The sequence below is a fragment of the Gracilibacillus dipsosauri genome (genome assembly GCF_003176895.1).
Lineage (GTDB): Bacteria > Bacillota > Bacilli > Bacillales > Amphibacillaceae > Gracilibacillus > Gracilibacillus dipsosauri.
Genome location: NZ_QGTD01000005.1, coordinates 154,440 through 179,546 on the forward strand (window position 1 = coordinate 154,440; position 25,107 = coordinate 179,546).

General features: G+C 36.9%; 24 protein-coding genes. 7 read left to right on the forward strand and 17 right to left on the reverse strand.

Translation table 11 applies throughout. The features are described from left to right. Positions 1 to 233 precede the first annotated feature (233 nt). Complete coding sequence (locus tag DLJ74_RS04860; RefSeq protein WP_109983569.1) at positions 234 to 1,229, reverse strand: Gfo/Idh/MocA family protein; 996 nt, start codon at positions 1,227 to 1,229, stop codon at positions 234 to 236. A 192-nt stretch (positions 1,230 to 1,421) separates the two neighbouring features. Beyond that, on the reverse strand, positions 1,422 to 1,865 hold the full coding sequence (locus tag DLJ74_RS04865) for an IDEAL domain-containing protein (RefSeq protein ID WP_054859868.1): 444 nt from the start codon (positions 1,863 to 1,865) through the stop codon (positions 1,422 to 1,424). A 188-nt stretch (positions 1,866 to 2,053) separates the two neighbouring features. On the opposite strand from DLJ74_RS04865, the gene DLJ74_RS04870 reads away from it, so the two are divergent. Beyond that, positions 2,054 to 3,094: an FUSC family protein gene (locus tag DLJ74_RS04870; protein WP_109983570.1), complete on the forward strand. Its 1,041-nt coding sequence runs from the start codon at positions 2,054 to 2,056 to the stop codon at positions 3,092 to 3,094. A gap of 103 nt (positions 3,095 to 3,197) precedes the next feature. Here DLJ74_RS04870 and DLJ74_RS04875 read toward each other — a convergent pair whose 3' ends face one another. Beyond that, on the reverse strand, positions 3,198 to 4,913 hold the full coding sequence (locus tag DLJ74_RS04875) for a methyl-accepting chemotaxis protein (RefSeq protein WP_109983571.1): 1,716 nt from the start codon (positions 4,911 to 4,913) through the stop codon (positions 3,198 to 3,200). Positions 4,914 to 5,108: 195 nt separating this feature from the next. On the opposite strand from DLJ74_RS04875, the gene pxpB reads away from it, so the two are divergent. From pxpB to DLJ74_RS04890, 3 genes are read left to right on the forward strand one after another with little or no spacing between them, the layout of a single operon-like run. Next, entirely contained in the window at positions 5,109 to 5,798 is a 690-nt protein-coding gene (gene pxpB / locus DLJ74_RS04880) for a 5-oxoprolinase subunit PxpB (protein ID WP_109983572.1), read from the forward strand. After that, positions 5,795 to 6,739 carry a 5-oxoprolinase subunit C family protein gene (locus tag DLJ74_RS04885; RefSeq protein WP_245902256.1) on the forward strand — a complete coding sequence of 315 codons (945 nt, stop codon included), beginning with the start codon at positions 5,795 to 5,797 and terminating at the stop codon, positions 6,737 to 6,739. Before pxpB ends, DLJ74_RS04885 begins: the two co-directional genes overlap by 4 nt. A 4-nt stretch (positions 6,740 to 6,743) precedes the next feature. Beyond that, the gene (locus DLJ74_RS04890; RefSeq protein WP_054859863.1) at positions 6,744 to 7,481 is read left to right on the forward strand and encodes a 5-oxoprolinase subunit PxpA; all 738 of its coding nucleotides are present in this window, start codon (positions 6,744 to 6,746) and stop codon (positions 7,479 to 7,481) included. Positions 7,482 to 7,511: 30 nt separating this feature from the next. Here DLJ74_RS04890 and DLJ74_RS04895 read toward each other — a convergent pair whose 3' ends face one another. The 8 genes from DLJ74_RS04895 to lacZ all read right to left on the reverse strand — a co-directional run bounded on the left by DLJ74_RS04895 (position 7,512) and on the right by lacZ (position 16,906). Then, positions 7,512 to 8,144, reverse strand: a complete 633-nt coding sequence (locus tag DLJ74_RS04895; RefSeq protein ID WP_109983573.1) for a DUF624 domain-containing protein — start codon at positions 8,142 to 8,144, stop codon at positions 7,512 to 7,514. 103 nt (positions 8,145 to 8,247) lie between these two features. Next, the gene (locus DLJ74_RS04900; RefSeq protein ID WP_109983574.1) at positions 8,248 to 9,258 is read right to left on the reverse strand and encodes a LacI family DNA-binding transcriptional regulator; all 1,011 of its coding nucleotides are present in this window, start codon (positions 9,256 to 9,258) and stop codon (positions 8,248 to 8,250) included. Between the two features lie 94 nt (positions 9,259 to 9,352). After that, positions 9,353 to 9,985, reverse strand: coding sequence for a YesL family protein (locus DLJ74_RS04905; RefSeq protein ID WP_054859861.1), 633 nt, complete (start codon positions 9,983 to 9,985; stop codon positions 9,353 to 9,355). A 36-nt stretch (positions 9,986 to 10,021) separates the two neighbouring features. Beyond that, entirely contained in the window at positions 10,022 to 10,858 is an 837-nt protein-coding gene (locus tag DLJ74_RS04910; protein WP_109983575.1) for a carbohydrate ABC transporter permease, read from the reverse strand. 14 nt (positions 10,859 to 10,872) lie between these two features. Continuing rightward, positions 10,873 to 11,802, reverse strand: coding sequence for a carbohydrate ABC transporter permease (locus DLJ74_RS04915; protein WP_109983576.1), 930 nt, complete (start codon positions 11,800 to 11,802; stop codon positions 10,873 to 10,875). 69 nt (positions 11,803 to 11,871) lie between these two features. Further along, positions 11,872 to 13,155, reverse strand: a complete 1,284-nt coding sequence (locus DLJ74_RS04920) for an ABC transporter substrate-binding protein (protein WP_109983577.1) — start codon at positions 13,153 to 13,155, stop codon at positions 11,872 to 11,874. Positions 13,156 to 13,494: 339 nt separating this feature from the next. After that, positions 13,495 to 13,677, reverse strand: a complete 183-nt coding sequence (locus DLJ74_RS04925) for a cold-shock protein (RefSeq protein WP_054787101.1) — start codon at positions 13,675 to 13,677, stop codon at positions 13,495 to 13,497. A 124-nt stretch (positions 13,678 to 13,801) separates the two neighbouring features. Beyond that, positions 13,802 to 16,906: a beta-galactosidase, LacZ type gene (gene lacZ, locus DLJ74_RS04930; RefSeq protein WP_109983578.1), complete on the reverse strand. Its 3,105-nt coding sequence runs from the start codon at positions 16,904 to 16,906 to the stop codon at positions 13,802 to 13,804. Positions 16,907 to 17,047: 141 nt separating this feature from the next. Between lacZ and DLJ74_RS04935 the strand changes: the two genes are divergently transcribed. Next, positions 17,048 to 18,010 carry a LacI family DNA-binding transcriptional regulator gene (locus DLJ74_RS04935; RefSeq protein WP_109983579.1) on the forward strand — a complete coding sequence of 321 codons (963 nt, stop codon included), beginning with the start codon at positions 17,048 to 17,050 and terminating at the stop codon, positions 18,008 to 18,010. Positions 18,011 to 18,027: 17 nt separating this feature from the next. On the opposite strand, the gene DLJ74_RS04940 is transcribed toward DLJ74_RS04935, so the two are convergent. From DLJ74_RS04940 to DLJ74_RS04960, 5 genes are all read right to left on the reverse strand, one after another. Beyond that, positions 18,028 to 18,786 (reverse strand): sugar phosphate isomerase/epimerase family protein, encoded by a 759-nt coding sequence (locus tag DLJ74_RS04940; RefSeq protein ID WP_109983580.1) that lies wholly within the window; start codon positions 18,784 to 18,786, stop codon positions 18,028 to 18,030. Further along, positions 18,787 to 19,782 (reverse strand): hydroxyacid dehydrogenase, encoded by a 996-nt coding sequence (locus DLJ74_RS04945; protein ID WP_109983581.1) that lies wholly within the window; start codon positions 19,780 to 19,782, stop codon positions 18,787 to 18,789. A 169-nt stretch (positions 19,783 to 19,951) separates the two neighbouring features. Beyond that, complete coding sequence (locus tag DLJ74_RS04950; RefSeq protein WP_109983582.1) at positions 19,952 to 20,563, reverse strand: hypothetical protein; 612 nt, start codon at positions 20,561 to 20,563, stop codon at positions 19,952 to 19,954. A gap of 97 nt (positions 20,564 to 20,660) precedes the next feature. Next, the gene (locus DLJ74_RS04955; protein ID WP_054787107.1) at positions 20,661 to 21,029 is read right to left on the reverse strand and encodes a VOC family protein; all 369 of its coding nucleotides are present in this window, start codon (positions 21,027 to 21,029) and stop codon (positions 20,661 to 20,663) included. Between the two features lie 10 nt (positions 21,030 to 21,039). Continuing rightward, positions 21,040 to 22,050: a dienelactone hydrolase family protein gene (locus DLJ74_RS04960; protein ID WP_109983583.1), complete on the reverse strand. Its 1,011-nt coding sequence runs from the start codon at positions 22,048 to 22,050 to the stop codon at positions 21,040 to 21,042. 182 nt (positions 22,051 to 22,232) lie between these two features. On the opposite strand from DLJ74_RS04960, the gene DLJ74_RS04965 reads away from it, so the two are divergent. Next, positions 22,233 to 22,484, forward strand: a complete 252-nt coding sequence (locus tag DLJ74_RS04965) for a YkuS family protein (protein WP_054787109.1) — start codon at positions 22,233 to 22,235, stop codon at positions 22,482 to 22,484. 184 nt (positions 22,485 to 22,668) lie between these two features. Continuing rightward, a complete protein-coding gene (locus DLJ74_RS04970; RefSeq protein WP_109983584.1) occupies positions 22,669 to 24,066 on the forward strand; it encodes a Na+/H+ antiporter NhaC family protein in 1,398 nt (465 codons plus the stop codon). Between the two features lie 148 nt (positions 24,067 to 24,214). Here the strand turns inward: DLJ74_RS04970 and DLJ74_RS04975 are convergent, their stop codons facing one another. Then, positions 24,215 to 24,868, reverse strand: coding sequence for an SGNH/GDSL hydrolase family protein (locus tag DLJ74_RS04975; RefSeq protein ID WP_109983585.1), 654 nt, complete (start codon positions 24,866 to 24,868; stop codon positions 24,215 to 24,217). Positions 24,869 to 25,107: the final 239 nt, after the last annotated feature.

Genomic DNA, 25,107 nt, shown 5'->3' on the forward strand with positions numbered 1-25,107 from the left:
TCCGTTTTAGTTATTGTTGGCTATTGTGTCAAGAGTTTAACAATACTAGGATATATTTTTTATCTTAGCTATCCTGCTTCGCAACTGCTATATTACCGAGATATATCTTTTTATCTTGGCTATCTTGCTTGGTATCAACTATATTGCCAACATATATCTTTTTATCTTGACTATCCTGCTTGACATCGATCTTGTTACCAAGATAAACCCTTTTATTCTACATTTTTATCACACTATAATTTAATCACTTTGTTTTCTCGACTACTTTGATAAACTGCATCTAAAATAGCCATCTGTTTTTTCATTTCTTCCACATTATAAGCTAATGGTTTTTGTTCTAAGACAGAACTAGCAAAATTTTCCACCATTAATTTATATTGATCACCAGCTTCTTTATGAGTGACAGGTGTTTGCCCTTCTTTTTTTAACACCAATTCTCCAGCCATATTCTCATTCTCATCTGGACGAAAGGCTGTCGTTACGGTTATCGTACCTTTAGAGCCTACAACTTCGTAGGATTGACGGTTAATTGTATCAAAGCTTGTATCAAATACTCCTAATTTCCCATCATGAAAGGTTAGCACTCCTATCATTGTCGTATCTACTTGAGACTCTCCTTTTTTCGTAGAACTAGCATAAACCGATATAGGCTCGTCTGATAAAATATTTCGAATTGCATGTAATGTATAACAACCGACGTCATACATTGCCCCTCCTCCTAGGTGGTTTTGCAAGCGGATATTTTGATCATTATCTAAGTAAAAGGAAAAGCTGGCCCTCATCATAACTATTTCTCCAATTTCTCCATTGCTGATTAACTTCTTCACTTTCTGATGTTGTGGATGAAATTGATACATAAATGCTTCCATAAATGTAATTTTGTTTTGTTTTGCTGTCTCTATCATTTCTAATAATTCGCCATTATTCAAAGCTACAGGCTTCTCACACAATACGTGCTTTTTAAAATTCGCTGCTTCGATCATCCATTGTTTATGCATGGAATTAGGTAGCGGAATATAGACAGCGTCAATTTGCTCGTCTTTTAACAATGCATCATAGCTATCATAAGCTTTAGGGATAGCCCATTTATCTGCCACCTCTTGTGCCTTTTCCAACTTACGACTTGCTATCGCCACAACCTCTCCATTACTAGATCGTTGAATAGCTGGAATAACCTGCTCTTGTCCAATTTTTGCAGTACTTAATACGCCCCATCTTAGTTTTGGCATATGTAGCTCCTCCTTCTTATGCTATAACCGAACTATATTGTCCAGTGATATAAGTATTCGCCTCTGCGTCGGTAAATACAACTGCTTTTGGAAATTCTACTCGAAATCCCAAGTACTTCCTACTCTTTATCATACAAAAACTTTTATAGTTACAAGTAAAAAAAGCAGGTATGTTCACCTGCTTTCAAGTAATTACATCTCATTTAATTTTGTTGTATATAGTTGAAATTTTGCTTGATCTCTTTCATCAAGAGCTTTATCTATTAATCTTAATAAATTATTTCTTTCCAATTCCATAATCGCATGGTCAATATTATCCTTTTTATTTTTTGTTTGTGGCATGACCATATATGAACTTAAAACGATGGACAGATGATCTTCAAAGTCTTTTATTTTCATAAGATCTTCTAATGTAATGCGATTATATTTCTTTCCTTTTTGGAAAACAAATACAGCATCCTTATTTTCTATTTCCTGTGTATCGCGATTGATTCGGATTTCTCTCGCTTCGAGTGGAACAAAATGGTATACTTTTTCATCCATTAATAATGAAAAGTATTGATATGCTAACATCACCCGAATGTAGTTGCCTTCTTCCTTTACGTAATAGGGTTTGAACATTTTAACCGAAAGCAAGTCTGCCACCTCCTCAAAAATTCGCTGAAACAACATTCTAGAAGATATATCTCTTATTTTACATCATATGCACCGAATAAGAAAGCGTTTACACTTATTTTATTTTTATTTCAAAAAAATTAGTACTATAGTTTTTTTTCACTTGTTGCGTTATACTATCGGATAGAAAGTTGAGGGAGTTTTACGTAATGAAGAATTATTTAAGCAATCGGATTCTTGGTAGGCGTATTATTAAGACAGCATTAGCCGTATTCTTTACTTCCGTCATTTGTGAGTGGTTGGAATGGCCACCTGTTTTTGCTGTCATAACCGCTATTGTCTCCATCGAACCAACTGTTGGTGAATCTATTCGAAAGGGGATTGTCCGGTTCCCAGCTTCTGCTATCGGATCTTTTTATGCAGTCCTCTTTATATACTTTTTTGAAAATTCACCAATTACATATACATTGGCTGCTTTTTTCACGATTATTACTTGTTATAAGCTTGGATTACACGCAGGACTTCTTGTGGCCACATTAACATCTGTTGCAATGGTAGAAGTAATTCATGCTAATTTATTTATTTCATTTGTTATTCGTCTCGGAACAACAACCGTTGGGCTACTCGTCTCCACTATAGTGAATATGTTTATTTTGCCACCAAATTATACGAAGCGGATTTCGATGGATTTACATCAGCTCTTAAAAGGAACAGGAGAGACACTAGAGCTCATCGTTGATCCATTAATGAAAAATGATCGTAATCAGCAGAAGAAAGAACGTATTTTGTCTCGATTTGATCAAATGAAGCGATCCTTAGATAAAACAGAAAGATTGTTACACTATCAAGCAGATGAAGCCAAATATCATCGCTTAAAAGAATCGACCAAAAAACTTTTTGATCAAGAGCAAAAAAATTTAACCAAAATTCGCCTTATTCACTATCATATTGGAAATCTTATCAATACACCTATTCAGTCAATCTGTTGGTCGGAAAAAGAATGTCAAGATATCTTCCATCTGGTGCACTCATTAGCAGACTATATGAGGCATCCTGATCACTATAAAGCGAGTATCTACAGAAAACAAGTAAAATTGTTAATGGACCAATTTTGGGCGAGTAAAAAGCCTACGAATGATATGAATACAAATCTATTCACACCTGAAATTATTGTATTATATGAATTACTATCCATTTTTAATCTTACTGAGGACATCCTAAAAATAGAAAATAAGGTAAGAGCTACATAATCTATTCACTTAAATTATAAAACCCGTGTCAGTATAGGATGCCCTGAAAAATTAGAGTGAAATCTAACCTTTCGGGGTTGCTCCCTAGACACGGGTTTGTTATTTAGATCTTGAATTGTCTCACTAAACTATTTAGCTCTTCAGCTAATTTTGCTAATTCATCCGAATTGGCGGATACCTCCTCCATAGAACTACTCGCTTGCTGAGCAGATGCTGATGTCTGTTCAACTCCTGCAGCAGATTCTTCAGAAATGGAAGCAATTTCTTCAACAGATGTATTAATTTCTATACTACTTGAAGAAATCTCTTCAAAATTTTTATTAATAGTTTCGAGACTGCTCACCATATTGTGGACGGCGTCATTAATCTTCACAAAGGTTGTACCTGTTTGTTCAATTTGGGCCGATCCATGCTCTACTTCGTCATATCCCTCTTCAAGTGCTTTTGTAACAACTGTAGATTCCTGCTGAATATTAGTGACAATGGACGTAATATCTGTCACCGAGCTCCCTACCTGTTCCGCTAATTTTCTTACCTCATCAGCAACAACAGCAAATCCTTTACCATGCTCACCAGCTCTAGCTGACTCAATGGCAGCATTTAAAGCAAGAAGATTTGTTTGTTCCGCAATGTCTTTTATAACAGAAACAAGCTTTGATATCTCTTTAGTCTGTTGGTCTAGTCCTTTTACTTTTGCTACTGCGTCTTTTACAATCTGGTTCACACGCTTCATTTGCTCGACCGAAACACCCATCATATCACGACCGTCTTCTGTCATGGACAACACGTTAGCAGAGGCCTGTTCAATTTTTGCTCCATTTTCATTAGCATGACTAATAGCATTAGAAAAATCTGCCATTTTGGTAGCGACATCACTTGCTTGACTTGCTTGTGTTTCTGAACCCGATGCAAGTTCCTGCATTGTTGTCGCAATTTGCTCTGTACCATTTTTTACTTCGTTTGCTGATTGATTTAACTCTTCACTCTGTGCACTAACTGTATCCGACACAGAAGAAACCTGGGTAATAATTTTTCGTAAATGTTCACTCATTGCATTCATTGAAGAAGCTAGTTGTCCAATTTCATCTTTTCCATTGTAATCAATTGCTTTAACACTTAGATCGCCTTCCGTGATACGATTACTCGTTTCCACTACCTTATTCATATTTTTGGTAATATTACGCGATACAAAGAAAATTAATAATATACTAATAATCGCAGAAACAATAATGGATGCAACTAACGTAATAATAGCAATAAGCTGATCCGATTTTGCTTTTTCGATTGCCTCTTCTTGTTGTTTATCCACTAATTGTTGGAGCTGATCTATTAATGGAATAGCCTCTGCTTGAGCCTCATGTGCATCTATCGCACTTCCATAGGCAGCTTCTGTTTCTCCTTGTCTCATATAACCAATGATTTCATTAAAACTACTACTAACCTTCATATCAAGCTCGACAAATTGATCAAAAAGCTCCCTTTCCTCTGTTGTATCCATTTTGCTGTCTAATTCTTTGGAAAGTGCAATGATTTGTTCATTTCTTTCATTAAATTCCGTTTCCACTTCTGTCGTTGGATTTAGTACATATTGATAAATACGGGCACTTTTGGACCTTAGAAGTGAACCCATTTGGCCAACGGATGATGCGCGATCACCTCGACGTTCTACTGCATCGATGTCATCGGCGATATTTTGCAAAGAAAAAATAATGATAATAGCAGAAATAATAAATAATGAAAGCACAATTCCTAGTATAATCCCATACTTTTTACCTATTCTGGCATTTTGAAAACTTAATTTTCCCCAAATACGCTTCAAGCTGATCTCCTCCTGTTCGATTAAGTCCATTGATTCACATCGTGATTATAAATTTGAATTTATAATAAGACTATCTTATCATTTGTAGTTATATTTTACTATTAATTTTTCTGGGAAATTCCATTCTTTTTATCAAAGGTTGTTGTTTTTTACCGAAGCTTCTCCTCATGATAAAATATAATTGGAGGGATCAATATGCAATTTTTTACGCTTGCAGAAAACGCCTTGATGTTACAGCTCGGTGATAAAGTAAATACAGCACTACACCAAAAACTACGACATATTCAGAAATCGATCGATCGTTTGCAAAATCCCGCTATTATTGAAACCGTGATCGGATATACAACTCTCGTCATCTACTTTGATCCATTTCAAACATCTCATCGCGAAATCAAAAGGATTCTATCTCACTGCATCGATCAAACCAGCTCTATGATAAATTCTCAACCTTCTACTATTCATCAAATACCTGTTTGCTATGAGGATAGCTTTTCACCGGACCTTTCGTATGTCGCTACAACAAATGGACTAACCAAACAGGATGTGATTAAACGTCACACGGATAATACCTATCTCGTCCATTTCATCGGATTCTCTCCAGGATTTCCATTTCTAGGAGGGATGGACCTAAGTATCGCTACACCTAGAAAAACTCGCCCAAGAATGAATATTCCAAAAGGGGCCATCGGTATCGCGGGTGGACAAACAGGGATTTATCCTAGTTCTTCCCCTGGAGGCTGGCAAATCATTGGTAGAACACCGATAGAACTCGTTGACCTTTCGAACGAGCAACCAACCTTATTGCGTGCCGGTGATCAGCTAAGATTTTATGCAATTTCTAAACAACAATACTTGGAATGGAGTGGGGGGAAGCGATCAAAATGAGAGTGATTGAGGAAGGCTTACACACAAGTATTCAAGATTTAGGTAGAATAGGATATCGATCCTCCGGGTTTCCTATCAGTGGACCAATGGATTCATTTTCAATGAAACTAGCGAATTATCTTGTCGGCAATAAGGAGAACACTGCCGTTGTCGAAATGAGTTTTGTCGGTCCAACCATTGAGTGGACAAAGGATGCCATTATTTCGATTACTGGTGCAGATATGGTACCACGTCTTAATGGGAAACAAATTTCATTATATCGTCCGATTATCATAAGAAGTGGGGACATCCTGCAATTTCGTACTGCGCGAAATGGTCTGTATACCTACCTTGCGATTAAAGGGGGATTAGCCATTTCCAAAAAATTAGGTAGCAGGAGTATGCTCGTTCGTACGGAGGGAACAGGGCTTCTCAGCCGAAAATTACAAGTTGGTGATCAAATTCCGATCAACTCTATTACTACTCCAAATATCAAGCTAAACTGGTCGATGAATCCAAATACTTTTGAGATATATTCATCTACTGAGGTTATACATTATATCGAAGGGCCACAGGCAGATTGGTTTAAACAAAACCAACTCGATATTACGGAGTGGTCTATCTCGACAAGATCTAATCGCATGGGGTACCGGCTAATGGGGGATGAGATTGAGACAACAAGAACCCAACAATTATTAACAGAACCGACTAGCTTTGGCTCTATTCAAGTACCACCAGATGGTCAACCAATCATTCTAATGGCTGATAGTCAACCTACTGGGGGATACCCAAAAATTGGCCAAGTTATACTAGCCGATTTACCAAAGCTTAGCCAATTACTACCAACTAAGCGATTTATGTTTGAGAGATGCACTATATCAAATGCCTATAAAGCACTGGCTACCCAAAAACAACTTTTAACCAAACTAAGCCATACACTTAAACAAAAGTGGGAGGGATGAGACCATGATTAAGCCTGAATTAAACTGTGATCTAGGAGAAAGCTTTGGTATATTTTCAATTGGAAATGATCAAGAAATTTTGCCGTTTGTTGATGCCATAAATATTGCTTGTGGTTTCCATGCAGGAGACCCACATACAATGAAACAAACGATTCAATTAGCGAAACAGCACAATGTACATATAGGGGCACACCCAGGTTTTCAAGACATTCAAGGCTTTGGTCGCAGAAGGATTAATCTTTCTTCTGAGGAAGTATATGATCTTGTGTTGTACCAAATTGGTGCCCTATATGGATTTACGAAGGTTGAGGATGTAACTCTCCATCATGTAAAGCCACATGGCGCACTTTATAACATAGCCAGCTCTGACAAAGAAATTGCATTAGCTATTGCTCAAGCGGTTTATGATTTCGACAAGAGCTTGATCCTCTACGGATTGGCTAATAGCTTTATAACGAGAGCTGGAGAACAGATTGGTTTGAAGGTTGCACATGAAGTTTTTGCCGATCGCACCTATCAATCAAATGGTACGCTTACAGACAGAACATCAGAAAATGCTGTGATCCATGATCTCGACCGCTCGATGCAACAGGTAGAGGAAATGATGAAAACAGGACACGTAACATCAATAGATGGTCAAAAAATACCTATCCAAGCAGATACAATATGTGTCCATAGTGACACCACAAAAGCATTGACCTATGTAAAACACCTCAAGCAATTTATCACACAGTTGAATTGAAAAAAACCTCGAAAGAATTCCGAGGTTACACTAGCGGTAATTATATTTTAACAAGCATTGATCCAGAAAGTCAGATGGTAGTTTTTTAAGTGATTTTTGCCATATACGCATATGCATAAAAGCAAAAAGACCAGAGCATGTAAATAAGATAATTGGAAAAAGCAATGATCCAAAAATAATCATACCTCCAACGATTCCTATAAACGAAACTTGCGGAAGGATGGAGATGGATGTAATCCATGCATTCTTCCAGAGTTTTCTCCCCCGTAAATGAGAGGTAACAATTAGTGGCAGTATAGATAAAACGGTAAGTAGGATTAGACTTGTAGCAAATAACACAAGCCAACTCATTGTCTGAGGCATCTTTAAAATCATATCTGACCATAAAGTAGGATACATATAGAGCAACATTAGGACAAAAGACAAATTAGTGCTTGGAAGAATCGTTCGCCTGAAATAAAATTTAAATGTTTCAAAGAAACTCTTCCAGATATTAAGATCAATACCTTTCTTCGTCCACTCTACAACAATCGCGTACATGGAAATAGTTGCAGGAATGACTGTAATCACTCCTAAAGAAAAGAAGAACCATAAAAACTGCAAAGTCAAAAATGCTGCAAAAACATGTAACATGTGAAAAAATCTTGATTCCGACTGGTTCATTCCATCACCTACTTCACAAGAAATGTTTAGATTTTGTTTACAGTATAACCGTTTGGACAAATAGTAAACATATTTAAACAAATTTGTGAAATAGGTTTTTACTCTATACTTCTCCTGATTTTCGTATAATTAATTCTGGATCAACAAATACCGAATTCTGTACTTGTCTATCATTTATTAAATCATGCAATATATGTGCTGTTAATAATCCAATCTTCACTTGATCCTGCCTAACAGTAGCAAGAGGAGGGTCACTATAACGGCACGCTTCTATGTCATCACAGCCAACTATTTTCATCTGTTCCGGGATGGAAAGCCCTTTTTCCTTTATCGCCTTTATCGCACCTAGTGCCATCATATCTGAAGCAGCAAAAACCGCCTCTGGCTGTTCTTCCTTTTGTAATAGTTGAAGCATGTTTTCATAGCCACTTTCTTCAAAATAATTCCCGTATTTGACCCATTCTTCGCGATAATCCATCCCATAGTCATTCATCGCTCGAATAAATGCATCTCTTCGAACTATCGTTATATTAGAATCTCGATTCCCACCTAGAAAAGCAATACTACGTATTCCTTTAAGATAAAAATACTCCACTACTTGTCTTGAAATTTTTTCATTATCTGTCATGACATAGCTAGAGCGATCTCCTGAAAGCTTTAAATCCACTGCCACGGTTGGTATATCACTTTGGTCTAATTCATAAATATCATCCTCTATCTGTTCTCCCGCAATAATAAGACAACCATCCAGTTGATAATGCTTACTTCTGGCAACATAATCTTCTTTTCCAATATTAAAGGATTGATTAGAAAAAACTAAAATGTCATAGCCAAGTTTACCTACCGCGTTTTTGAATGAATTAATCACTTGATTAAAAAAAGGGTGGTTGAACTCTACATTTACTTCTCCAGCATAAATTAATCCAATCATATTGGATTTTTTCGTTGCTAATGCCTTAGCAGAGAAACTAGGCTGGTAACCGGTTTCTTCGATTACCTGCTTTACTTTTTGAATAGTTTTGGGGCTTAAACTGCCTGTCTGATTCATCACCTTGGAAACAGTACCAGGCGATACCCCAGCCATTTTGGCGATCTCTCGTATAGTTAGCTTCATCTTTTCTCCCTCTAAACGTCTGTCTAATCTCTATCATCTACTTTTATTTATTATAATCTATTTTTAGTTTCTAGCGATTCATATGTCAAGTATATCAAGTCAGAATTTCGGATGTTTGCTGAGAATTCTTAGTAAGCTGCTCAAGTTTTCTTAGCAAGCTTTGGAATATATAATATAGAACAAATGCCAAAAAACTACCAATAACAAGCAGGAAGAATGGCATGATATAAGTGAATAAAAAGGTTACTACGACACAGCCAATACAGGCTAATGTATGTGGCAGACAGCTAATTGATAAGAACAGGGCGTTTTTGATTATAGCAAACACTCCAAGTTCATAGTGAACAAGTACAAAGAATAGATAAATGGTTAAAAAGAGAAAGAGAATTAACAGGAAGGTGTACAAGCTTAAAATAACCCATTTACCTATGAACTGTACATGAGATAATATCATACCATCCATGACTAAAAAGACCATTGCAATTTTCCACATTAACCCGATTAAAAAGCTCTTCCTAAAGTTTTCGATAAAATAACGATAATAAGTGGAAATAACGCCAAAGTCTGTTCCTTCTTTATGCCACTTCCTTACGGTTGCAAACAATGCAGTTGTAGCAGGAAATATGGTTACAATAAAAAGACAGCTGACCATCCAAAGCAAATTAAGCAAAACAAAGTTTGCAAAAATATCTAACACCTTAAAAAATACATTACCTTTATCCCTCACATGCTCCCCTCCCTCTTGCTCTTTTATTTCGTTCGGTTAGCTTTTAACTGCACCTTCCGTTAGACTTTGGATAAACAAACGATTCAGTAATAAAAAGACAATAATTAACGGTACCGTCGCCCAAAAAGTCCCTGATAAAATCATACCATTGTCACGTACATAGTTATCGATTAATCCACGTAATGCCACTTGAATGGTAAAAGAGGATTCCTCTCTTAGAACAACTAATGGCCACAAGAAATCATTCCAAATATACATAAACTTGATAATCGCTAATGTAGCAAAGGCTGGGATGATAACAGGAACTGCAATATTCCAATAAATTCTTATATTGGAGCAACCGTCGATCTTTGCTGCATCAACTAGCTCATCCGGAACATTACTACTTATATATTGCCTCATCCAAAAGATACCGAAAGCATCAATAAGACCTGGTACAATAATAGCTTTCAAATCATTTAACCAGTCTAGTTGTGTAATAATATAATACTGTGGGATCAATCCAAGCTGTGGTGGTATCATCATTGTGACGAGTATCGCAATAAACAAAATATTTTTTCCTTTGAAATGGAATTTGGCAAAAGCAAATCCCGCTAACGAACATAAAAATAAAACACCGATCGTTGTGATAGTGGATACAATAACGGAGTTCCACATTGCGCCAAAGAAATCAATCGTATTGATCACATTGGTGAAATTGGTTACCAATTCTTTTCCTGGAATATATGCAGGAGGCAGACTATTGATCGCACTGTTATTATTCGTCGCCATAACAAACATCCAGTAAAAAGGAAAAATAGAGAAAAAAGCAGCAAGAATGAGTATTAAATAAACAAATAGCTTTGAAAATGAAAACTTATGTGATCCCTTCATGTTCACATACCTCCTTATCGCCCTAATCGATTCGCTATCCATACATTTACAGAGGATAGGAGAATGATAATAATAAATAAAATAATCGCCGCTGCTGATGCTGGTCCAAATGAAAGATTAGCAAATGCTTCTCTATATAAATAGAGCACTACAGAAATACCTTCCTCTCGATAAGTTCGACCTAAGAAGATTAATGGTTCTGTAAATAATTGAAGTGCACCTATAGTAGATGTAAAAACAGTTAAAATAATAATCGGACGCAGCATTGGGATGGTAATATATTGAATTTTTTGCCGAACGGTAGCTCCATCGATTTGAGCCGCTTCGTATAATTCATGTGGAATCGCCTGTAATCCAGCTAAATAAATAATAGTGTTATAGCCGACCCAGCGCCAGAAAACCATAGAAGAAATAGCTATTTTGACACCCCACCATGAAGTGGACCAACTAACAGGGTCTTGACCAAACCAGCTAAGAATGACGTTCATCAAACCGAACTCTTGACTATTGAACATGACGCCAAAAACAATGGCAACAGCCACTGTCGAAGTAACGTATGGCATAAAAACAGATACACGGAAAAAGCCTTGCATTTTTATTAAGGCAGAATTAAGTGCATATGCTAGAATTATCCCGATAATTAACTGAGGAATGGTTCCGAGAATCCACATTATAAGTGTGTTAGATAAAGAAACCCAAAACACTTTATCTGTTAAAATCCATTGAAAATTTTGAAGTCCAACAAATTCCATTTCCCCTAGTCCATTCCATTTTTGAAAACCTAGATAAAAGCTAAACAAAATCGGAAATAAACCAAAGATTGCAAACAGAATGAAAAACGGAGAAATATATAAATAACCAGAAATCGCTTCTTTTTTCTTTTCTGTAAAAAATGATTTTTTTGGGATTATGTCAGTTTTGGCATTGGTTTGCCCCATTTCCATACTCCTTTCCCTTCTTGCTAAGATTTGGGACCTACGATAGACTTTCTATGTTAGGTCCCATTCTCTAAATTATTGTCTCTCTAATTGGGAATTGATTCTCTCAACCGCTGCATCCCATTCTTTTTCAGGATCTGCACCTTCTATCGCTACATTCAAGAGCGCTGTACCCAATTCGGTATCTACAATGGAATAATTCACACCCATGTATACTGTTTTTACAGACTGAGCAGCCTCTGCGAAGATCTTAGCAGTTGGTGCATTATTAAAGAATTCATCAGTCGTTGCTAGAAAATCTTCATTCTCATATACATCTGGAGTAGATGGGAAAAGTCCAGCAATTTCAAAGGATTTTAATTGTTGTTCAGGTGCTGTTAACCATGAAATGAATTCAAATGCCTCTTCAGGATACTCTGATTGCTTCGGAATAGTTAGAAAAGAACCTCCCCAGTTACCAGCACCTTCTGGGATTTTTGCAATATCCCACTTTCCACTTGTATCTGGTGCATTTGCTTTCACATTAGCAACCATCCAACCTGGAGCTCCTGGCATTGTCGCATACGAACCTTCTGCCATAGCACTTCCCCATTCAGGTTCCCAGAGTTCATTTTTGCCAACAAGACCTTCCTCAATCATCTTAGTCGTATAATCATATGCTTCTTTTACTGTATCCTCAATAATTAATTCGTCCTCTTCATTAAAATATTGCTGTTCCAACTGGTCCCTTAATGAATTAAACACAAGCTGAGGTGAGTCAGATATTGGTTTTCCTGTCTTGTCTTTTATCGTTTTTGCTGTTTCATAATAGGCTTCCCATGAATCGATTTGAGCGGCAACCTCTTCCCGATCAGTAGATAATCCCGCTTCTTCCATAACATCCGTACGATAGAACATGGTTGTAGGTCCGATATCTGTAGGTAACCCAATTTGGAACGATCCATCCGCAGATTGTGCCTGTGCCCATTTCCAATCTAAGAAATTACTAGAAACATCTTCTGCACCATAATCAACTAAGTTATAAAATTGATCCTGTGCTTCTAGGAATTTTTCGACTTGACTAATTTCAATCTGTGCAATATCGGGCGCCCCGCTTCCAGCAGAGATAGATGTAAATAAGTTATTATGCATATCATTCATTTCGCCCTCGTTTATGTTGATCTTCACATTCGGGTTGTCTTTCATATACTCCTCTACTAGCTGATCATACCCAGTACTTCCAAATATCCAAAAATCTAGTTCTACTGTATCGTCACTTCCACCATCACTGTCAGATCCAGCGCTCTCGTCATTATTACTACATGCGACTAGTCCTACGAAAATCAAAGAAAACACCACTAACATTAACCATTTTTTCATGTGAAAAAACCCCCATTTTTTAGTTTCTTCAGTCATTCAAACTATCGTGCCCAAAAAGAAATCGGTTTCCTTCGTGATGAAAATAAAAGATTTCATATTTCGCTGCAGCCTGATGAAATCGCTTACTTAAAAGAAGTATATTATTAAATCTGATGAAAATCAATCCTTTTTTTGCTAAAATACTTAATAAATTGCTTTTATTAAGAAAACGGTTTCTTTAATTGATACTATTTTATAAAAGATTAAGCTTTGTCTTAACCTTTAAAACGAAAAGTATTCTTCGCGTATAATAGTGAAAAGAAAAAACTGCTCTCCATATCATGGAGAACAGTTTTTGACTTATTTTAATTCTGGTATTACTCGAACTTCTCTTTTCATTTCTGAATGACAGATTGGACATGTTGGTTCTTGTTCAAAGGAATAATTTTCACGCATCCATCCCTGACAATCATCACTCAGACAGGACCACACATTCGTTTCTACATTTTTGACAGGTTCCTTCTGGTTATTAAAATAAGCCATTCGGCACTCCCTTTCATGATATTCACCATGACAACAGTGAAATAAGTAGGTATCCCGTTGATTTTCAGGACGATGTTTGCCATACTATTCCTTATTATACGCTTATTTCGAATTTAATACAAAGTTATTTCGAAATTCCTTTAAAGCTAAATCGATAACGATAATTCCTGTTTGCAAACAAACGATATTCTGGATGAGTTTGTTGTCCCCAGCTATCATCTCCACCAACACCCATCTGCAAGCCGTTAATTGTCACGACCACTTTGTTTGGTTCAGGCAATTTATAGTGATGGCTTGCCTCTTCCAATTCCTCTATTGCATAATGTAGAGCATTTGCTTCTATCGTCGGCTCACCTTCCACCCGTACTCCTAGACCTGCATTGTTTTTGACCTCGAACCAACGAACCCCACATTTATTCCCACTTTCTTGTGGCTTTAAGTATGGCTGTAATTGGTCACTAACAATACCCTTGTATATACTAACTTTCCCGCTTAGTTGGCGATCCAAATAGGTTTCATGAGGACCCTTTCCATACCAACTTAATTGATCAAAGCTCCTATCCATTTCCCATCGCATCCCTATAGCAGGAATCTCTGGAAGTCCTTCACCTGGTTGTAGTTGCTGTTCCACTTCAACCGTTCCATCAGCACGTACCACATAAATAACTTCTACTACACTGATAGGCTTTGTAGGTAGTTGATAGATTGCTTTCACTCTCACACCATCAGCATTATTGGTTACATTAAGTGAAGCTAAATTACGAGAAAAGCTTGCATTTCGCCATATCTCACTTCGTTTATCTAACTCACAACCTCGATCATTGTCTGTCATCGCTCGCCAAAAACTAGGTATAGGGGCAGCTGTTAAAAGTTCGTTATCCTTTATCCTATAAGAACTAAGCACACCTGTTGCCTTATCAAACGTAAGTGAAAAACTTTCTCCTGTTATTTTAAACGTATCTTCCAATTCCTGTAGTTGTAATGCCCCTAAAGCAAATGGTTTATGACGAATAGCAGGTTCTGCATATTGAGTAAATGCTACTTCATGATCTGCTGTAGCCCAGCTTGGTGTCTTATCATAAACGACCGACAATGTTAGCACCTGTTCCTTATCATTTGTAAATAGTGCACCAGGATATTCTAAAGAAATCTCTTGTGTCTTTCCTGGTTCTGCCTCTAATGGTGCCATTCCTGATGCTTTCGTCAAGCCTTCCTCTGCAACTGTCCATACTAGTTTAAATGCATTTAAATTGGTAAAAAGGTATTTATTGTGAAGCTTAACAGTACCTTTTTTGTGATTTATTACCTCAAAATCGATATTTTGATAGCATGCCTTTACTTCTTCTAATTTTGGCGAAACAGTCCCGTCCGCAAATATTAAGCCATCTCCAGAAAAATTGCCATCATGTGGAGATTCCCCAAAATCTCCACCATATGCTAAAAAGCTTTTGCCATCTGAGGTTTGGTGCCACAATGCTTGATCCTTCCAATCCCAAATAAATCCTCCTTGAACGATGTCATATTTATCAAAAAGCTCTGTATACTTGTGAAGGTTCCCTGTAGAGTTTCCCATAGAGTGTGTATATTCACAGAGAATGTAAGGCTTCTTTTCTCCAGGCATATTAGCATATTCCTCTACCTGCGCAGGACTTCTGTACATTGTGCTTTCGATATCAGATGCCTTCTCGGAATCACGGTAATGGAAGACCCCTTCATAATGGACAAGTCTAGTTGGATCTGTTTCCTTAAAGTACTGATGCATTTTCAAAAAGTTGTCTCCACCAAACGATTCATTTCCAAGTGACCAAATGATGATTGATGGATGATTTTTATCTCTTTCATACATCGACTTACAGCGATCTATTAAATTATTTGTCCATTCTGGTCTACTCCCAGGCACCGTGTTCTCAAGCGTTTGTTGCCCATAATACCAAGATCCATGTGTTTCTAAATTGGTTTCATCAATAACATACAGCCCATATTCATCACATAAATCATACCATTTCGGATGATTTGGGTAATGGGAAGTTCTCACTGCGTTAATATTATATTTTTTCATTACAATGATATCATCGATCATATCTTGAACCGTTACTGCTCGTCCCCGATCTGCGGTGAATTCATGTCGATTGACGCCTTTAAAAACAATACGCTTCCCATTAATATGCATAATATTGTCGATCATTTCAAACTGACGGAATCCAATTTTAGTAGCAAAAACCTCTAACAACTGATCTTTGTCATCCTTTAAACGGAACACTAATGTATATAAATGAGGAGTTTCTGCGCTCCATTTTTTTGGCTGTTTAATTTCATTACTTGAAGAAATGGAGACATGTTCTTTTTCGTTTATTGGTAGGGTTGCCGTTTGGGTAGCTACTTGATGGTTTTGATCATCCAACAGCTCCCATTCTAGCTTGGCATCGACATATTCTTTTTTAAAGTAATTAATTACATCTGCTGTTATTTCCAGTGATGCGTTTTCATAATTTTTATCAAAAGTCGTTCGAACACGGTGATCATATAGATGTAGATTGGGCAAAGCATATAGAAATACGTCACGGAATATACCACTCAACCGCCAAAAATCCTGATCCTCTAACCAACTGGCATCTGACCAACGATAAACTTCCACTGCTAGTTTATTCTTTCCATGCTTCAAATATGGAGTAAGATTAAATTCAGCAGGTGTAAAGGTATCCTCACTATAACCTACTAATTCACCATTTAACCATACATAAAAAGCAGATTCTACTCCTTGAAAGTTGATGATGACTGGTTTATTTTCCCAATTATTTGGTAAGGTAAAGGTAGTAACATATTGCCCTACTGGGTTATAATTAGTTGGAGCAAAGGGCGCCTCAATTTCATCATGATTGATCCATGGATAGCGGACATTGGAATATTGTGGATAATCATATCCTTCTAGCTGCCAATGTGCTGGAACCTTTATTTTATCCCAACCTGAACTATCAAAATCCTCTCGATAAAAATTGGCAATTTTAGCATCAGGATTTTTGGAGAAATGAAAGGACCATTCCCCATTTAGATTCTTGAATAAGTCTGATTTTTCTTGATCAAGGCTTAGAGCTTCCGACTCTGTTAAAAATGGTGTAGCAAGTGCATGTTGTGGCATACGATTTAGTTCAAAAATTTCTGGGTTATTGTTCCATTCCGGATAACCATTTCTAGGTGCTTGATACTGAAATTTGGTTTTCTTTAAATCCATTTGTCATACCTCCTATTTGAAATCGGATTCATAAACAACTAGACAATTCATTGCAATTAGCATAAAATATCAAGTAAAATAAGTCAAGTTAAATTTTACTATTAGTTTTACTTACTATGTATTTGGAAGGATGTTATTACTATGGCAACTATTAAGGATATCGCTGAGAAAGCTGGTGTATCCATCGCAACCGTTTCACGTGTTTTAAATTATGATGCAAGTCTATCTGTAGGAGAGGATACAAAAAAACGGATTTTCGAAATTGCGGAAGCACTCTCTTATCAAAAAAAATCCTCTCGTAAAAAGCTATTTCGTCGGGTTGCTTTTATTCACTGGGTTACAGAGGCAGAGGAATTGTCAGATCTCTATTACATGGCGGTTCGACATGGTATAGAAGAAGAAGCGGAGAAATATCATATACATTTACTAAAATATCTACTCTCAGAAATTGACCAAATTCCTAATGATATAGATGGAATTATCGCAGTTGGACGCTTTAGTAAAAAAACACTTAATCAACTTAAAATGAAATCCAATCATGTTATTTTGATCGAGTCAGAAATGAATGAAGGCTGTGATGCCGTACTAACCAACTTTGAAACGGTTATTCAACAGGCTACCGATCATTTAATCGAAAAAGGGATGGAAAAGGTTGGTTTTATAGGAGTAAAGGGTACTATTGATAAGGATATTCGTGAAAAGGCAATGAGAAGCTATTTAGCTGAGGCCAATAGGCTAGATGAATCCCTATTTTTAATTGGAGATTATCATGTGGACAGTGGATATGAGCTAATGAGTCAATTTATCGAATCTTACAGTAATCAACCAATCGGTTTTGTTACAGCGAATGATCCGCTAGCAATCGGAGCAATTAAGGCATTAAATGAAGCCAAAATAGAAATACCTCAACAAATTAGCATTGTCGGAATTAATGATATCAGTGTATCGAAATACATTTATCCGGCATTAACCACTGTTCGGATTGAAAAAGAATTAATGGGAAAAACGGCTGTAGGTATACTAATGGAGAGATTGCGTGAAGAACGAACAGTGGCGAAGAAAGTGTTCATTGATACTGTTTTAATCAAAAGAGAAACAACCTAAAAGGTATTTAGGTTGTTTCAAATGATGTTATCTATCCAGTCTTTCAATACTTTTGCATCTCTTAAAAACTGCTGTTCATCATCCTTCTTAACAAATTCCATTAATAGATGACGATCTCTCTTGTCCTCTACTATTTTTCTCAGATAGGCAAGCCATTCCTGCTCTCCTTCTGCTAGCGCATAACGTTTTTCCCATGTTTCCCAATGAAAAACATGGACATTTGAGATCCATCTCCTAACCGCTTCAATACTTGCTAAACGCTCTTCCACTGAAGCTTGATTCATCGGCTGCCAATAAAGGAATACATTGTCATGTGAAATCTCTTCCATTAGCTGACGGGCACTCTCTTTTGTATCGGTTAACGTACCATTATGATATTCCAAATGGATGGAAATACCCTCCTTCTCAGCTATTTCTGCAATTCTAAGTGCATCCTGGATTACCTGCTGCCGGTAAATTTGATCCGCCTCATTACTACCTAAACCACCTGGCCAAACTCGTATTTTGGTGGCACCTAGAGCACTGGCAGTCTCTACTATTTTCTCAAAGGGATAATCATTTCTATCTCCAACACGGTAGTAGGACCCGTAGCTCGCTACTTCCATTCCATAGCTCTTCGTTTTTTCTGCTACCTTCCTCGCATGATCAAGATCGTCTGGGGGAACATGAACATCTCCTCCCCATTCTACACTGTCTAATTCAGCCTTAGCGGTGATTTCTAGAACTTCTTCTACTGTTTTATGACGGAATGTAACCGAGCATATACCTAATTTCATTCATGCCATCCTCTCAAATTGTGCTTTCGTAATCCTCCACTTAAGATTTTCCCCTTTAATATATCGGCCCAATTCTTGTAGCATATATTCTCCCATTCTTCCACACTCTATGCCTTCGCTTCCTGCAAGATGGGGGGTTAGCACGACATTTTCCATGTGATAAAGTGGTGATTCCTTCACAGGTGGCTCTGGATCTGTTACATCGAGAACTGCTGTTATATCTGTTCTTCTTTGAAGTACTTCTATCATTTCCACTTCCTTGACTATAGCCCCTCTTGCGGTGTTTAAAAAGCTCGCCCCTTGTTTCATTTGTTCAAAATGCTCTCCTGTTATCATGCCAATCGTTTCAGGTAATAAAGGAGCATGTAAGGATACTACATCGGAAACCTGAAAAATCTCTTCTAAGGTTGTTAGCTTTACCCCAAGCTTTTCAGCTTCCTCTTTAGAAACAAATGGATCATATGCTATTACCTCCACATCAAACGACGAAAGTAGTTGGGCAACCTGCCGTCCAACCGTGCTCAGTGAAATGAGTCCGACTATACTTCTAAAAGCACCACATATAGGAAAAGGCTTTTGCGGAAATTGTCGTTGATTGCGAATTCCTCTAACAAATTGCCAGCCATTCTTTAGACAAAATAATATTTGAGATAAAGTGAATTCGGCTACTGGTTGTCCATTTGCATTTACTGCTGTTGTGAAGATTATTCCTTTATTCCACGCCTCCTCTGTTGCTAATTGTTTAATAGAGCCTGCTGCATACAATACTGCTTTTAAATTTGGCGCATAATCGAGTAAATGTTGATCTATTTTAGGTCCTCCCCAACCAGTCAACAAGATTTCCACCTCATTTAAAATGGACGGATCCTGTTCTAACTCACTGGCGGTCAATTGAGGAGAAGGTATGTCCACTAGCTGCGCAATTTCTTCCCTAATAAACGTTGGATACACAAGATCAAACGGTTCTCGGTTCATTACATAAATAGCTTTTTTCATGATAAAACTCCTTTATCTTCTATATTAGTTCATATATGACGAGAAGATTGATCAATATTTTACTTAAAATAATGTTATTATGTTTTTCTTGAAAGCAATGGGTTCGATAAGGCATTTCATTTCTAATGTTAAAACGACAAGCGTGAGTCACCACTTGTCGTCCTTTTTGTTATGGTAATAATGCTTCTAAAAAGTCATCTGTTAAATCTACTTGTTCAGCATTGGAAGGAAAAACTAATACGCGACTTTGATAATGTTGATTATCCTGAAATACATCCAGCTTATTTGACTTAATTCCATAAGCAGTTCCACTACCAAAGTCAACAACTTCCACCCCATGTTGTTTGAGTTTTTCTACATCAAATAAATCTTCAATAGGAGTAAGCCCTTCTTGTTCTACTAGATCTAATGCAAAGCTTTCCTCTGTTACCATTACGTCCACCATTCCAGCAGCAATTTTTGCTATTAATTTCTGTACTTGATCATACGACTGATTAGACAAATCGCCACCATCATAAATAATATTATCTACCGCTACTTCGAAATCCTCGTAGTGAGCTTCATTGATTTGATCAGAAAATACATTCACTTCGTCATAAGGTATGGGAGCAACTACCATCATATTGTATAGAACCTCGTCCTCTTTCAAAACACTCGAGATAATAGATCCTAAAATAAACAAACCCGCTATAATACCTATAATATGAATCTTATAATATTCCCAAATATAATCAACTGCCTCTTTAAAAGACATCGTTTTCAAAGTTTCCCATAGCTTCATTTGTTTCTATCCCCCCAGAAAAGCTTTCTTTTTTAAAAAGTATAACATAATGAAGAGAAATAGAAATCGTTTGCTTAATATTTTCACAGACTTTCCATTATTTCCATTCCAGCAATTCCAAGCGATTTCCAAAAGGATCATTTACATATATTCTGTTAGCGCCAGGAAGATTATTGTCATCCATAAACTCAATATGATGGTTCGTGAGATGGTCCTTTAATCCATCCAAATGTTCCACTTCAAAGGCGGGATGTGCTTTCTTAGCAGGTTGGAAAGGATCTTCTATTCCAATGTGAAGCTGATAGTCGCCAAATTGAAACCAGACACCACCACGTTTCTTCAAATTTTCTGGTTTTTCTATCTGTTTCATTAATAATATATCCTTAAAGAAATGAATAGCCTTTGCTTCTGATCCGATTGGTGCAGCGAGTTGAACATGATCAAGTCTTTTCCAATTAAAACTCATAATACCACTCCTACAAGAGTTGATTTTTTAACCAGTCGTATGCTTTTCGACCACTAATTTCATGTGAGCCTGGAAATATGTCATAAGCAAATTTTTCCGGTCTGTTATGATATGCCTCTTCTATTTCCTTTATTGCTTCTAAAACAGATCGATGTGGAAAAATAGGATCTTTGTCTCCAGCTTCGATAAACAATGCCCTTGGTGCGATTAAGGAGATCCATTCTGGTAATTCTGCAAAATTTAAAATGCCTGGTACATAGTTATCAATACAATGGCGCATAGCCATAATGCTACCTCTAAATGTGTTGGTGAATCCTGTTAGTACGGTTGCCTTCACTCGTAAATCTAAAGCGGCAGTATATGCAGTTACTAATGCACCTCCTGAAAAGCCCATCATTCCCAGTTTATCTGCATTAACATCAGGATGTTTTTCCATATAAGAGAGCACTTGACGAGCCTCCCATATTCTCAAGCCAGCAAGCGTCTTCCCTTCCATCAAAAGGTTTGTCGCCATCGCTTCACAGGAATTTTGCTTTCCTTGTTTGATATCACGAGTTAACATCCTCTCCCCAAATCCAATTACTTCCGGAGCAAATACCTTTAACCCCTTTTTGACGAGTTTGACAGCAAAATACTGGTGAATGCCAGGTTCCCCGTCATCCTCCTCCCCGTTTTCCTTAAGACCAACAATTTCCTTCACACCATAACCATGTCCATGTAATGCCAAGACCGATGGATAAAAATTTTGCTCACTTTTTGGTGTTAATACATACATTTTACATTCTAATAAAGGAGTAATAGGAAATAGAAATAATTCACGAGTATATTCTGGAAATTCTCTTTTCTCCAATAATTCTGGTTTAGCTGTTAGCATTTCCTCTTCCAATTGGGAGAAGTCACCCAATAAATTTAGTAGACCTGTTTTTAGTGTCAGTTTTCTTTCGACTGGACCAACTGCTTTGACGGAATCTGTTAAAGCATGATCGTAAAACTGATCAAACAATTCATCTAATTTATTCATTCACACTACTCTCCCTTTTCATAGCTTTGAAAACGTTTTTTTTAGTTGTAGTTCTATTATAAACTAAATTTGAAATAGAGAAAGCAAAAAAATTTGAATTACGATTTAGAGTTAGAATTTTGTGAATAAATCAAGGAGTTACGACAAACATTAAAATGATTGAAAATCAAGGAGGTTTTAATATGGCACGCATTGGTGTAGAAGAGTCTTTAACAGATGTACAGCAAAGACTACAAGAGGATGGCCATGAAGTGATTACATTAAGACAAGAACAAGATGCAAATGGTTGTGATTGCTGTGTCATTTCCGGTCAAGATCAAAATATGATGGGGATGCAAAATGCTGTGATTCAAGGTTCTGTCATTAGTGCTCATGGACTTAGTGCAAATGACGTATGCCAAGAGGTACAACAAAGATTACAACAGCAACAGTAATCGAAAAGTATGTTATATCAAATGAGCACAAGTGATGTAATCATACATCACTTGTATTCATTTAGACATCATTTTCTACTTTAGGTGCTTGCTTTTCTTTATGAGACTACTAATGTTATAAGAATATTTTCCACTATTTTCACACAACCTAACAAAAATCTGATCAACCAAAGGAGAGGAAAGGATGGAAGGAAGCTGGATTTCAATTATTCCATTTGTCGTTGTTATTATTACTGCGATCAAAACAAAACAAGTTTTTCCTGGGCTCACGCTTGGACTAATTGTTGGAGCATACTTCGTTGAACCTTCCTTACTTGGGGGGATTCAAAGAGCAACTCAATATATTGTAGATAGCTTAACAGATATTAATAACTTAAAAATTATTATTTTCTTATATATGTTTTCTGGACTTGTCGGAATAATCAAAGTGTCTGGCGGGATCAGAGGATTTGTGGATCTAAGTGCTAAAACGATTGATTCCAAAAAAGAAGCTGTTCTTTTAACATGGGCTTCTACTCTTGGGACCTTTAGTGCTCCAAGCTTTCGTATCGTTACCGTTGCGCCTATTATGAAGGCTTTATTAAAGAAAATAAAAATGACAAGAAAAGAACTTGCCTTTATGATCGAAACAAGTACACAGCCTGTTATTGTTTTAATCCCTATTGCAACAGCATTTGTAGGATATATGGTGTCTGTTATTGAAATGGGGTTACAAAACCAGGGAATTGAGGCAGACTCCTATACGCTGTATGTTCAGAGCATTCCTTTTAATTTCTTTGCCATTTCAATGATTATTGTTGGTACACTATTTGTTTTATTTCGCCATTCAAAGGAACGGGTGACACACGAAGAAAATGACCCATCTGTTGTGAAAGAAGAACAAGAACAATCCTCTGAACATGAGACACCTTCTAGACCTTGGAACTTGATTATCCCTGTTGCGCTTGTTATTATTTTTACCCTGTTTTTAACATGGTGGGATGGCTACTCCAAGGGATATGATTTTTTTCAAGCTTTTATCCAAGCAGATGTGCTTGAGGCAATGGTTGTCGCCTTATTCATCACATTGTTAGTAACAATTGTAATGTTGCTCTTCCAAAGAAATTCATTAAAAACAATGATTCATGAATTTATCGAGTCTGGTAATAACTTAATGTCAGTAATATTACTTCTTTCTGTTGTTTGGGCACTATCTTCTGTAACAGAGGACTTAGGCTTTTCTGAGTTTGTCACCAATAATGTTAGCTGGGTACCAGCCTTATTTATTCCACCTGTCATGTTTGTCATTGGTGCTTTTGTTTCCTATTTTATCGGCTCCTCTTGGGGAACGTGGGGGATACTAATGCCACTTGGTATTTCATTAGCAACAGCTGCTGATGCTCATTTACCATTAGTTATTGGGGCAGTTTTTGCAAGTGGATCGTTCGGTTCTATATCATCACCATTAAGTGATAACAATAACACGATTGCACAAATCCTTGATATCAATGCACTTTCCTATGCGAAATACAAGCTATTACCTGCGATCATCTCAGCAGGTATTGCCACTGTTTTGTTTGGCGTAATGACCTTTATTCTTTAAAGGCTTTGATACCATAATTAGGGATTTGCAAAAATACGATCGACATAAATTAAAGGTGCAATACCTGTCAAATAGTAAAATAGCTGTTGAATTAAAAGGTGATAGAGGAAGGTTCGTAAACCTACTCTACCACTTTTTTAGTTGAATTTTATTTCGTCCAATCAAAGCCTATTTTGTTTAAAAATGCTTTTGCTAAAATAGTATGACCTATTTCATTTGGGTGCACTCGGTCCCATGCAATGGTTGCAGCATATAAATTTTTTAGAATCTTGTTAAAGGCAGCCTGTGTATCAATAAATAAACAACCTTCCTCCTCCGCTATCTGTTTCACCACTTTTCCATACTGGTCCATTTTCGCTCTCATTAGATCATTTTCATTTATTTCTATGTAATATGGGGTCATTAAAAGAATATTCTCAGTCTGTAATTTTGACTCTTTAACGAGTGCTGTTAAAGTCTCCTGATATTCTTCTATGTATACATGGTGATCCTTAATAAAAGGGGAATCGAACTGTCGCCATACATCATTTATTCCAATCATAATGGATAACCAATCAGGATTTTGTGTAATGACATCCTCCTGCCATCTCGCTTTTAAATCACGCACTGTATTTCCTGAAATTCCTTTGTTAACAACTCGAATTCCTAATTCAGGATAATTCGCTTTTAGGAAAGCATCGACAACGGAAACATATCCATTACCAAGCGCATGAAACAAGCCTTCACCATGTGGCTTTGCACGATCACAATCTGTAACTGAATCTCCAATAAATAATAATTTCTGCCTTTGTTCTAATAACATGAAAATCCCTCCTCAACCATTTTATTCTATCACAACCAGAGCGAAAAGGGAGCGCTTTCCTGATTTTTAAGACGATTATTTGGATTAATCTAAAACACCCGTGCAAACATGGTTTGATAGAGGTGAGTTCACGATTAGTCCTACTCTTGACACAAATGATAGAGGGAATACATTTAGAACTATTCACTTTACGATTTGAATAGTGAACTCACCATTCTCACAAAATCGCCTTTGAATTT

Excerpts from the sequence above, each read along its gene's own strand:
- DLJ74_RS04965 (WP_054787109.1), top strand. The coding sequence starts at position 22,233 with ATGGCACGCATTGGTGTAGAAGAGTCTTTAACAGATGTACAGCAAAGA.
- DLJ74_RS04870 (WP_109983570.1), top strand. The coding sequence starts at position 2,054 with ATGAAGAATTATTTAAGCAATCGGATTCTTGGTAGGCGTATTATTAAG.
- DLJ74_RS04860 (WP_109983569.1), bottom strand. The coding sequence starts at position 1,229 with ATGCCAAAACTAAGATGGGGCGTATTAAGTACTGCAAAAATTGGACAA.
- DLJ74_RS04935 (WP_109983579.1), top strand. The coding sequence starts at position 17,048 with ATGGCAACTATTAAGGATATCGCTGAGAAAGCTGGTGTATCCATCGCA.
- DLJ74_RS04955 (WP_054787107.1), bottom strand. The coding sequence starts at position 21,029 with ATGAGTTTTAATTGGAAAAGACTTGATCATGTTCAACTCGCTGCACCA.
- DLJ74_RS04890 (WP_054859863.1), top strand. The coding sequence starts at position 6,744 with ATGATTAAGCCTGAATTAAACTGTGATCTAGGAGAAAGCTTTGGTATA.
- DLJ74_RS04975 (WP_109983585.1), bottom strand. The coding sequence starts at position 24,868 with ATGTTATTAGAACAAAGGCAGAAATTATTATTTATTGGAGATTCAGTT.
- DLJ74_RS04970 (WP_109983584.1), top strand. The coding sequence starts at position 22,669 with ATGGAAGGAAGCTGGATTTCAATTATTCCATTTGTCGTTGTTATTATT.
- DLJ74_RS04950 (WP_109983582.1), bottom strand. The coding sequence starts at position 20,563 with ATGAAGCTATGGGAAACTTTGAAAACGATGTCTTTTAAAGAGGCAGTT.
- DLJ74_RS04960 (WP_109983583.1), bottom strand. The coding sequence starts at position 22,050 with ATGAATAAATTAGATGAATTGTTTGATCAGTTTTACGATCATGCTTTA.
- DLJ74_RS04940 (WP_109983580.1), bottom strand. The coding sequence starts at position 18,786 with ATGAAATTAGGTATATGCTCGGTTACATTCCGTCATAAAACAGTAGAA.
- DLJ74_RS04885 (WP_245902256.1), top strand. The coding sequence starts at position 5,795 with ATGAGAGTGATTGAGGAAGGCTTACACACAAGTATTCAAGATTTAGGT.
- DLJ74_RS04910 (WP_109983575.1), bottom strand. The coding sequence starts at position 10,858 with ATGAAGGGATCACATAAGTTTTCATTTTCAAAGCTATTTGTTTATTTA.
- DLJ74_RS04915 (WP_109983576.1), bottom strand. The coding sequence starts at position 11,802 with ATGGAAATGGGGCAAACCAATGCCAAAACTGACATAATCCCAAAAAAA.
- DLJ74_RS04945 (WP_109983581.1), bottom strand. The coding sequence starts at position 19,782 with ATGAAAAAAGCTATTTATGTAATGAACCGAGAACCGTTTGATCTTGTG.
- DLJ74_RS04925 (WP_054787101.1), bottom strand. The coding sequence starts at position 13,677 with ATGGCTTATTTTAATAACCAGAAGGAACCTGTCAAAAATGTAGAAACG.
- DLJ74_RS04920 (WP_109983577.1), bottom strand. The coding sequence starts at position 13,155 with ATGAAAAAATGGTTAATGTTAGTGGTGTTTTCTTTGATTTTCGTAGGA.
- DLJ74_RS04895 (WP_109983573.1), bottom strand. The coding sequence starts at position 8,144 with ATGAACCAGTCGGAATCAAGATTTTTTCACATGTTACATGTTTTTGCA.
- DLJ74_RS04900 (WP_109983574.1), bottom strand. The coding sequence starts at position 9,258 with ATGAAGCTAACTATACGAGAGATCGCCAAAATGGCTGGGGTATCGCCT.
- pxpB (WP_109983572.1), top strand. The coding sequence starts at position 5,109 with ATGCAATTTTTTACGCTTGCAGAAAACGCCTTGATGTTACAGCTCGGT.
- lacZ (WP_109983578.1), bottom strand. The coding sequence starts at position 16,906 with ATGGATTTAAAGAAAACCAAATTTCAGTATCAAGCACCTAGAAATGGT.